5 protein-coding genes and 1 pseudogene are annotated in these 7,157 nt (G+C 73.0%); 2 read left to right on the forward strand and 4 right to left on the reverse strand.

Features of this window, described 5'->3' with window-relative positions:
* Window positions 1-16 precede the first annotated feature (16 nt).
* Window positions 17-1,204: a glycerophosphodiester phosphodiesterase gene (locus LZF96_RS06110; RefSeq protein WP_233866546.1), complete on the reverse strand. Its 1,188-nt coding sequence runs from the start codon at window positions 1,202-1,204 to the stop codon at window positions 17-19.
* Window positions 1,205-1,502: 298 nt separating this feature from the next.
* Between LZF96_RS06110 and LZF96_RS06115 the strand changes: the two genes are divergently transcribed.
* Window positions 1,503-2,282, forward strand: coding sequence for a 1-acyl-sn-glycerol-3-phosphate acyltransferase (locus tag LZF96_RS06115; protein ID WP_233866549.1), 780 nt, complete (start codon window positions 1,503-1,505; stop codon window positions 2,280-2,282).
* 186 nt (window positions 2,283-2,468) lie between these two features.
* Here LZF96_RS06115 and LZF96_RS06120 read toward each other — a convergent pair whose 3' ends face one another.
* Entirely contained in the window at window positions 2,469-2,819 is a 351-nt protein-coding gene (locus LZF96_RS06120) for a VOC family protein (RefSeq protein WP_233866552.1), read from the reverse strand.
* 310 nt (window positions 2,820-3,129) lie between these two features.
* Between LZF96_RS06120 and LZF96_RS06125 the strand changes: the two are divergent.
* A pseudogene (locus tag LZF96_RS06125) lies at window positions 3,130-4,008 on the forward strand (Gfo/Idh/MocA family protein); the annotation flags it as partial.
* 157 nt (window positions 4,009-4,165) lie between these two features.
* Here LZF96_RS06125 and argH read toward each other — a convergent pair.
* Window positions 4,166-5,623: an argininosuccinate lyase gene (gene argH, locus LZF96_RS06130; RefSeq protein ID WP_233866554.1), complete on the reverse strand. Its 1,458-nt coding sequence runs from the start codon at window positions 5,621-5,623 to the stop codon at window positions 4,166-4,168.
* Entirely contained in the window at window positions 5,620-6,816 is a 1,197-nt protein-coding gene (locus tag LZF96_RS06135; protein WP_233866557.1) for an argininosuccinate synthase, read from the reverse strand. The genes argH and LZF96_RS06135 overlap by 4 nt, the downstream gene beginning before the upstream one ends.
* Window positions 6,817-7,157 lie beyond the last annotated feature (341 nt).

Below are 7,157 nucleotides of genomic sequence, written 5' to 3' on the forward strand. Positions count from 1 at the left end.
CGGACGGGACCCGGCGTCAGGCGCGGTGATCGGCGGCGGCCAGGAGGGCGGTGTCGGGGTGGTCGGTGAAGATGCCGTCGATGCCGGTGGCGAACCACGCCCGGAGCGCGCCGAAGGCGTCGCCGTACCGGTGGGGGTCGCCGCCGACGCGGAACTCGGCGGGCAGGTACCGGTTCTCGTTGCGCTGGGTGTAGGGGTGGACGATCAGCCCGGCCCGGTGGGCGTCGGCGACCAGGGAGGTGGGGGTGCCCAGCGTGCCGTCGGCCCGGCGGGGGATCACCAGGTCGAGGGTGGGGCCGATGCCGCTCGCGTAGCCGGCGATCTCCCGCAGTCCCCCCGGGGTGATCAGATCGGCCACCGTCCTCGGGTCCCCGGCCAGTTCGAGGTCGCGCGGCCGACTGCCGGCGGAGGAGAACAGCACCACCCCCGGGGTGTCCACCAGCCGCGACAGCCGGCGGACGCTGGTCGGCTCGAAGGACTGCAGGAAGATCGGGGAGTTCTCGCGGTGCAACCCGTGACGGCGCAGCAGGACGGCCAGCGGCTCCTCCAACGGCAGGCCGATCGAACGGAAGTGGGAGGGGTGCTTGGTCTCGGCGTGCAGCCACACCGGGCGGCCCCGGCGGCGTCCCTGTTCGGCGGCCCAGCGGATCACCTCCTCCAGGGTGGGCACCTCCCAACGCCCGTCGTAGAGGGTGTTGTCGGGCCGCTGGTCCGGGATGCGCTCCACCGCCCGCAGGGTCTTCAGTTCGGCGAGCGTGAAGTCCTCCGTGAACCACCCCGTGACGGTGACACCGTCGATGGTCCTCGTCGCCCGGCGGTCGGCGAACTCCGGGTGGTCGGCGACATCCGTGGTGCCGGAGATCTCGTTCTCGTGACGGCACACCAGATGCCCGTCCCGGGTGGGGACGAGATCCTGTTCGATGACATCCGCGCCGGTGTCCAGGGCGAGTTGATAGGCGCCCATGGTGTGCTCCGGGCGGTACCCGCTCGAACCGCGGTGGGCGATGACGGTGGGCGACGGCAGGCCGCGGAACCCCCTGCCCTTGCCGGGACTCCCGGCCGCGCCGGGGGACGGGGCGGCGTGGGCGGTGCCCGCGCCGGTGAGGACGCCGCCCGCCGCGACGGCGCCGAGGGCGGCGACGCCCAGCAGGGCGCGGCGCGCGGGGGCCGTAGTGGGGGACTCGTCGGGACGGCCGGTGACCATGGGGCTCCTCCGGAACGGGTTCCCCGGGCACACGGGCGCCCGGGGAACGGGGGGACCTGCGGGACCGGGAGCCGGGGCGGCACCCGGTGCGCGGGCACGAGGCTAGGGGGAACGGGTGGCCGGGCGTGTGACCCGGCGGCGAACGCCGGACGACGCGTCGGCGACGGGGCGCGCGCCCCGACCGCCCCGACCGCCCCGACCTCGTCCGCTGTTCGAGCGGGGTGGGCCCCGGGGCGTCGTGCGCGTTAGGGTTCCATCGGCGCGTGCTCACGCGCGGAATGTCCCACCCGGAGGGTCCGTGTCCCGTTTCGTGCTGCTCAAGTCCCTGCTCGGGCCGCTTCTGAAGCTCCTGTTCCGCCCCCGGGTGGAGGGCGCGGACCATATCCCCGGCGAGGGTCCGGTGATTCTGGCCGGCAATCACGTCACCTTCATCGACTCGATGATCCTGCCGCTGGTCACCGGCCGGCGGGTGTACTTCATCGGCAAGAACGAGTACGTCACCGGCAGGTCGCTCAAGGGCCGACTGATGGCGTGGTTCTTCACCGGCGTCGGCATGATCCCGGTGGACCGCGACGGCGGACGCGGCGGCGTTGCCGCGCTGATGACGGGATGTCGGGTGTTGGAGGAGGGCAAGTGCTTCGGGATCTATCCCGAGGGCACCCGCTCCCCCGACGGTCGGCTGTACCGGGGACGGACGGGGGTCGCCCGCCTCGCCCTGATGACCGGAGCCCCGGTGGTGCCGTTCGCGATGATCGGCACCGACCGCATCCAGCCGGGCGGGGCCGGGCTGCCCCGGGTCGGCCCCGGGCTGCGGGTGACGGTGCGCTTCGGCCGGCCCCTGGACTTCTCCCGCTACGAGGGCATGGACCGCGACCGGTACGTGCTGCGCGCCGTCACCGATGAGGTGATGGCCGAGGTGATGCGGCTGTCGGGCCAGGAGTACGTCGACATGTACGCCACCAAGGCGAAGGCCGTGGCCTCGGCCGACGCCGCGCCGACGGTCACCCGGATGGCACCGTGCGGGTCCGCCCACCGCCCGGCCGCGGAGGAATCGACCGCGACGGCGCGCGCCGCCTGAGCCGGCCGTCGCCGCTTCCCCACCGCCCCCTGACCCCGTGTCGCCGCTCCCCGGTCCGGGGACACCAGGGGTTCGGCCCCTCACCGCCCCGGTCCGGCGACCTCGCGCCCCCGGGCCGTGCGTCGGGGAACCGATGGGGGAACGCGTTCCGGGGGTGACGTGACGCAAAGCCGGGAGACCCGATGGTCAGAGGTGCGAGAGGACGTTGACGACGTTGCCGTCGGAATCCCTGTAGAAGAATCGTCGTACGCCCCACTCCTCGTCCGCCGGCCCGTACACGATCTCCATTCCGGCGGCGCGGGCCGCCTCGTGGCTCGCCTCCAGGTCCTCCACCTCGATGGAGACCGAGGGATTCACCGGCCCCGTGGGGTCCTCGGTGATCAGACCGACCTGCGCGGAGTGATCCGCGGGCGGGGCGAGGATGGCGATCCAGCCGTGATGCATGATCACCTCCATCCCGGTGACCCGGACGTGGGTGTCGATCGCGGTATCGAGATGGCTCACCGTGAGCAGCGGCATCGCGCGGAGTACGGACATGTCCGACAGCCTAGCCGGCGGACCGCGCGGACCGCGCGGTCCGTGTGCTCTCCGGGCCCCCGCGTCGGGGGCCCCGGACAGCCGTACGCCTCCCGGAGATCGCCCCGTCCCACGGGCTCGCCGACCGGATGCCCCGCCCCGTGCCCTCTCCGGGCGGAGCCCCGACCTCCGGCCGGGGCTCCGCGTCCCGCGAAAACCGCTCGTGGGAGGCCTTCCCGGGGTGCGGACGCCCCCGGCCGGCACCGGGGGCGCCGGCTACGATGGGCGCCGGCGTGCCGAACGGCCGTCCACCCGCCCCCGAGGAGCCCGCATGCAGACCACCGGCACCCCCCTCTCCCCCGTCCCGATCCGCTGGGGGATCCTGGCCACCGGGGGCATCGCGGAGAGCTTCACCCGGGATCTGGGGCAGATGCCGGACGCCGAGGTGGTGGCGGTGGGGTCGCGGAATCCGGAGTCCGCGCGCCGCTTCGCCGACCGGCACGGCATAGCCCGGGCGCACGGCTCCTGGAAGGATCTGGCCGGCGACGACGGGGTCGACGTGGTCTACGTGGCCACCCCGCACACCGCTCACGCCGCCGCGACGACCGCCTGCCTGGAGGCCGGGCGCGCGGTGCTGTGCGAGAAGCCCTTCACCGTCACGGAGGCACAGGCGCGCGGCCTGGTGGAACTGGCCCGGGACCGCGGCGTCTTCCTGATGGAGGCGATGTGGACCTACTGTCACCCCCTGGTGCGCCGGATGCTGACGCTGATCGCGGACGGCGCGATCGGTGAGGTCCGCTCGGTCCAGGCCGACTTCGGTCTGGCCGGTCCCTTCCCGCCCGGGCACCGGTTGCTGGATCCGGCGTTGGCCGGCGGCGCCCTGCTGGACCTGGGCGTGTACCCGGTCTCCTTCGCCCATCTGGTGCTCGGCGAGCCGCAGGAGGTGCTGGCCTCGGCGGATCTGCGGGGCGGGGTGGACGTGAACACCGCCGCGCTGCTGCGCTGGGACTCCGGCGCGCTGGCCACGCTCAACTGTTCCCTGACGGCGGAGACGCCGACATGGGCGGCGGTGACCGGGACGGGCGGCCGAATCGAGTTCCCGGGCGGGTTCTTCGTGCCCTCCGAGTTCACCCTGCGCCGGGCGGGTCGGGAGCCGGAGCGGTTCACGACGGAGGACCCGGAGGCCGGCTACACCCACCAGGCGGCGGAGGTGATGCGCGCGCTGCGGGCCGGGGAGACGGAGTCCCCGCTGGTGCCGCACGAGGGCAGCCTGGCCGTGATGCGGACGCTGGACCGGGTGCGCGAGCGGATCGGTCTGCGCTACCCCGGCGTGTTCGGGCCGGTCGCCGCCGGCCCGTTCGCGGGACTCAGCCCGCCGTCGACCGCTCCTTGCCGGCCCAGGCCCGCTGAACGGCCAGCTCGGCCTTCATCTCGGCCAGTTGCACGGCCACGGCGGCGGGTGCCGTGCCGCCCCGTCCGGAGCGGGCCGCGAGGGAGCCGGGCACGTCCAGCACCGAGCGGACCTCCGGGGTGAGGTGGGGGGAGATCTCCGCGAACCGCTCGTCGGTCAGCTCGTGGAGTTCGATGCCCTCGGCCTCGCAGACCTTCACGCACTCCCCCGCCACCTCGTGGGCGACCCGGAACGGAACCCCGCTCCGGACCAGCCACTCGGCGATGTCGGTGGCCAGCGAGAAACCGGCCGGGGCCAGCTCCGCCATCCGCTCCCGGTGGACGGTGAGGGTGGCCATCATTCCGGTGAACGCGGGCAGCAGCACCTCCAGTTGGTCGCAGGAGTCGAAGACCGGCTCCTTGTCCTCCTGCAGGTCCCGGTTGTAGGCCAGCGGCAGGGCCTTGAGGGTTGCGAGCAGACCGGTGAGGTTGCCGATCAGCCGGCCGGACTTGCCGCGCGCCAGCTCGGCGATGTCCGGGTTCTTCTTCTGCGGCATGATCGAGGAGCCGGTGGAGAAGGCGTCGTGCAGGGTCACGAAGGAGAACTCCTTCGTGTTCCACAGGATGACCTCCTCCGCGATGCGGGAGAGGTTGATCCCGATCATGGCGGTGACGAAGGCGAACTCGGCGACGAAGTCACGGGCCGCCGTGCCGTCGATGGAGTTGCCCGAGGAGCCGCGCTCGAAGCCCAGTTCACGGGCGACCGCCTCGGGGTCCAGGCCGAGCGAGGAGCCGGCCAGCGCGCCGGAACCGTAGGGGGAGACGGCGGTGCGCTCGTCCCACTGCCGCAGCCGCTCGCCGTCCCGGGACAGCGCCTGGACGTGGGCCAGGACGTGGTGGGCGAAGAGCACCGGCTGGGCGTGCTGGAGGTGGGTGCGGCCGGGCATGGCCGCCTCCGGGTGGGCCTCGGCCAGTCCGATCAGCGCCTCCTGGAGGTCGGCGAGCAGGTCACCGATGGTCCGGGCGTGGTCGCGCAGGTACATCCGGAACAGCGTGGCGACCTGGTCGTTGCGCGACCGACCGGCGCGCAGCTTTCCGCCGAGCTCCGGGCCGAGCCGCTCGAGCAGGCCGCGTTCCAGGGCGGTGTGCACGTCCTCGTCGGCGACGGTGCCGGTGAAGGAACCGTCGGCGACGTCGGCGGCGAGCCGGTCCAGGCCGGCCAGCATGCGCTTCAACTCGTCGGCGTCCAGCAGGCCGGCGGCATGCAGCACCCGGGCGTGCGCCCGGGAGCCGGCGATGTCGTAGGGGGCCAACCGCCAGTCGAAGTGGACGGAGGCGGACAGCTTCTCCAGCGCCGCCGCGGGACCGTCGGCGAACCGACCGCCCCACAGCCGCACGTCGGGGCCCGTGCCGGGTTCGGGGGTCGTGGCGCTCACCGGGTCAGGTCCCTCTTGGCCGCGATCTTCCCGGAGAGGCCGAAGATCTCGATGAAGCCCTTGGCCATCGACTGGTCGAAGGTGTCGCCCGTGTCGTAGGTGGCCAGGTCGAAGTCGTAGAGCGACCGCTCCGAGCGCCGACCGGTGACAACCGCGCGCCCGCCGTGCAGGGTCATCCGGATGTCCCCGCAGACGTGCTCGTTGGCCTCGTTCACGAAGCCGTCCAGGGCCCGCTTGAGCGGGGAGAACCACAGGCCGTCGTAGACCAGTTCGGTCCAGCGCTGCTCCACACCCCGCTTGAAGCGGGCCAGTTCGCGCTCGACGGTGACGCTCTCCAATTCCCGGTGGGCGGTGATCAGCGCCATCGCGCCGGGGGCCTCGTAGACCTCGCGGGACTTGATGCCGACCAGCCGGTCCTCGACCATGTCGATGCGGCCGATCCCCTGCGCGCCGGCGCGCTCGTTGAGCTCGACGACGGCCTGCAGAACCGTCACCGGACGGCCGTCGAGGGCCACCGGGGCGCCCTTGTCGAAGGTGATGACGACCTCGTCGGCCCCGCGCGGGGCGGCGGGATCGCGGGTGTACTCGTAGAGGTCCTCGACGGGGCCGTTCCAGATGTCCTCCAGGAAGCCGGTCTCCACCGCGCGCCCGAAGACGTTCTGGTCGATGGAGTACGGGGACTTCCCGGTGGTGGCGATCGGCAGGCCCTTCTCCTCCGCGAAGGCGATGGCCTTGTCCCGGGTCATGGCGTGGTCGCGGACCGGGGCGAGACAGGTCAGGTCGGGGGCGAGGGAGGCGATGCCCGCCTCGAAGCGGACCTGGTCGTTGCCCTTGCCGGTACAGCCGTGGGCGACGACGCCGGCGTCGTGCCGGCGGGCGGCGGCCACCAGGTGTTCGACGATGACGGGCCGGGAGAGCGCGGAGACCAGCGGGTAGCGGTCCATGTAGAGCGCGTTGGCCCGGATGGCGGGGAGGCAGTACCCCTCCGCGAACTCGTCGCGCGCGTCGACGACCTCCGCCTCGACCGCGCCGCAGGCGAGGGCCCGCTCGCGGATGACGTCCAGGTCCTCACCGCCCTGGCCCACGTCGACGGCGACGGCCACGACCTCGGCTCCGGTCGCCTCGGCGATCCAGCCGATGCAGACGGAGGTGTCCAACCCGCCGGAATAGGCGAGTACCACTCGCTCGGTCACGGGGCTCTCCTTGGGATGCGCACACTGACAGGAATAAGTATGCAGAGTGATGCATGATTCGTCAATTCGGCGTCGGGAGCGCCGCGTGGGACCAATTGTTGAAGGTGTTGAAAACCCTCGGCCATCGCTTCATCGGGGTGAAAGAGCAGGTCGGCGGGGTGCCCCGGGGAACCCACCCGGTCCCCGGCACCCCCGGCACCCGCTCCCCCGCGCTCCGGCGCGGTGTCCCGTGGCCGGCCGGCACCCCACTCTGGTGCCGATCGATCCCCGGGGCCGACCACCCCGATCGTCGGTCACGGAACCACCGCGCCCCGGGCCCGTGCCGGAGGGGATGGCATCCC

Origin of the sequence: Streptomyces sp. ST2-7A (assembly GCF_021390475.1) — a bacterium.
Taxonomy (GTDB): domain Bacteria; phylum Actinomycetota; class Actinomycetes; order Streptomycetales; family Streptomycetaceae; genus Streptomyces.